Here is a 2,331-nt window from a genome sequence, read left to right as displayed (position 1 = left end):
TGGGCGTTTGCCACCGCGATCATTCCGTCGCGCGACCACACCGGGCTGCCCATCCACTTCCATTCCTCGATGATCTCCGGGTCGGCCCCAAGGATGCTCTTGCGCACGCTGGCGAAAGTTTTACCACGCCAATCCGTCAGTCCTGCGATCAGCTCGTCAATGCGTTCCTGTGGATTCATTGGCTCTCCATGCCTTCAGTTCCGGTCTCGTTTCGTTCGACCACAATCGTCAACGTAGCGGCTACATTAGCGAATTGTAAGCCAACGCCGGTACGGCCCCGGTTACTGCGGCCTGGTCAAATCTGCTCGCTCAGACGAAACACGCTTTCCATCGGCTGCCATGCGGTTTTCTCCGCATGAGGCAAGGGCTGCTGGAAGCTCGCCATCAACGTCTCCCATTCTTTCACTCGCGGATGCGTGCCCGGCCCGATGACCAGCTGCTCCGGCGCAAATCCGGGATCGGCGTCGATCAGCATGACCAGGCGGTTCTCACGCCGCCAGATGGTCATGTCATGAATACCCGAGGCCCGAAGATGCTCGAGCACCTCAGGCCAGACCTCCCGGTGATAGCGGTCGTACTTCGCCATCACGGCGGGGTCGTCGCGAAGATCGAGGGCGAGACAGTAGCGCATGCATCACTCCAGAACAGGGCCAAACGGCTGGCTACTCGTGCACTCAGGCGTTGACCGGCGCGTCGAGCTCGATGTGCAGACGCTGTTGCGAGCGAATCGCGTCCCAGTCCCAGTCGATACCGATTCCCGGTGACGCCGGCGGTGTCGCGTACCCCTGCTCCACCACAATCGAAGTGCCGGTCAACGAGTCCAGTTGAGGAATGTACTCGAGCCAGCTTGCGTTAGGTACGGCCGCGCACAAACTCACGTGCAGCTCCATCAGGAAGTGCGGACAGATCTCGATGTTCATTGCCTCGGCAATATGCGCAACCTTTAGCCACGGCGTAATGCCACCGACGCGGGCAACGTCCGCCTGAACGATCGAGCACGCATCCGCCTTCACGTACTCGGCGAACTGCGCCGGGTGGTAAAGCGATTCGCCAACCGCGACCGGCACCGTTGTCGCGGCACACAGACGCCGATGCGCATCGAGGCTTTCGGCCGGCATCGGTTCCTCCAGCCATGCGAGCCGTAGCGGTTCAAACGCGTGCGCCCGTCGCAGTGCTTCGGCTAGCGTAAACCCCTGATTTGCATCGACCATCAGTTCGAAGCCGTCACCCACTGCAGAGCGCACGGCAGTGAGGCGGGCGGCGTCCTCCGACACATGCGGGCGCCCTACTTTCAGTTTCGCGCCGCGAAACCCCTCGGCTTGTGCCCGCAGCGTCTGCTCGACCAGCTCGCTTTGCGACAGATGCAGCCAGCCACCCTCGGTCGTGTAGGTGCGCACACGCGGTTGCGCGCCGCCAGCAGCGATCCACAGCGGCAGGCCCGCCACGCGCGTATTGCGATCCCACAGCGCAGTATCGATAGCGGCCAGCGCGAGGCTGGTGATTGCGCCCACAGCGGTCGCATGCGTATGGAAGAACAGATCGCGCCAGATTGCTTCGTACTCCGCGGGATTACGGCCTATCAGCCGCGGCACGAGATGATCGTGCAGCAGCGCGACGATAGACGAGCCGCCGGTGCCGATGGTGTACGTATAGCCTGTTCCGCTGCTGCCGTCGCTGCAGCGAATCGTCACCAGAATGGTTTCCTGCACGACGAACGACTGAATGGCGTCCGTGCGCCGCACTTTCGGCTGCAGGTCGACCTGCCGGATTTCGACGTTTTCGATAACGGTCATGGTGGTTTTATCCTTTGACACCGCCGAGCGTAAGCCCCGCAATCAGGTGTTTCTGAACGATGAAAGTCAGCACGATGGCCGGAATGATGATGATCACCGCCATCGCGCACATGCCGGCCCAGTCCACCGTGAACTGCGCGGTGAAGTCCATCAGGCCGACGGGGAGCGTTTTAGTATCGGGACTGCGACACAGTTGCGAAGCCAGTGCGAATTCGTTCCAGCTCGTCAGGAAGGCGAAAATCGCCGCCGACGCCACGCCCGAACGGGCCAGCGGTAGTTCGATATGCCAGAACGCCTGCCAGCGGGTGCAACCGTCTATCTGGGCGGCCTCGGCGAGTTCCGCCGGCACTTCGCGAAAGAACCCGTCGATCAGCCAGACCGTGAACGGCACGTTCATCGCGAGGTACACGATGATGACGCCGATGCGCGTATCGAGCAGACCTGTCCACGCCCACAGCATGAAGATCGGTAACGAAAGCGCGATGCCGGGAATGGCGCGGGTGAGCATCAGGACGACGAACAGCGTCTTCTTATGGCG

3 protein-coding genes and 1 pseudogene are annotated in these 2,331 nt (G+C 61.8%); all 4 read right to left on the bottom strand.

From position 1 onward, the window contains the following. Window positions 1-179: pseudogene (locus tag M0954_RS23210) on the bottom strand (DUF1801 domain-containing protein); the annotation flags it as partial. Between the two features lie 116 nt (window positions 180-295). After that, complete coding sequence (locus tag M0954_RS23205; RefSeq protein WP_297355742.1) at window positions 296-631, bottom strand: L-rhamnose mutarotase; 336 nt, start codon at window positions 629-631, stop codon at window positions 296-298. Between the two features lie 43 nt (window positions 632-674). After that, window positions 675-1,793, bottom strand: coding sequence for a mandelate racemase/muconate lactonizing enzyme family protein (locus M0954_RS23200; RefSeq protein WP_297355740.1), 1,119 nt, complete (start codon window positions 1,791-1,793; stop codon window positions 675-677). Window positions 1,794-1,800: 7 nt separating this feature from the next. Further along, window positions 1,801-2,331, bottom strand: a 531-nt coding sequence (locus M0954_RS23195) for a carbohydrate ABC transporter permease (RefSeq protein ID WP_297355738.1), incomplete at its 5' end; no start/stop codon positions are given.

This window comes from Paraburkholderia sp. (assembly GCF_026225065.1).
Taxonomy (GTDB): domain Bacteria; phylum Pseudomonadota; class Gammaproteobacteria; order Burkholderiales; family Burkholderiaceae; genus Paraburkholderia.
The sequence above is the reverse complement of the archived record's forward strand: the minus strand, read 5'-3'. Positions and strand labels throughout refer to the sequence as shown.

Bases quoted from the DNA above. Each gene is read 5' to 3' on its own strand.
- M0954_RS23205 (WP_297355742.1), bottom strand. From the start codon at position 631: ATGCGCTACTGTCTCGCCCTCGATCTTCGCGACGACCCCGCCGTGATG.
- M0954_RS23200 (WP_297355740.1), bottom strand. From the start codon at position 1,793: ATGACCGTTATCGAAAACGTCGAAATCCGGCAGGTCGACCTGCAGCCG.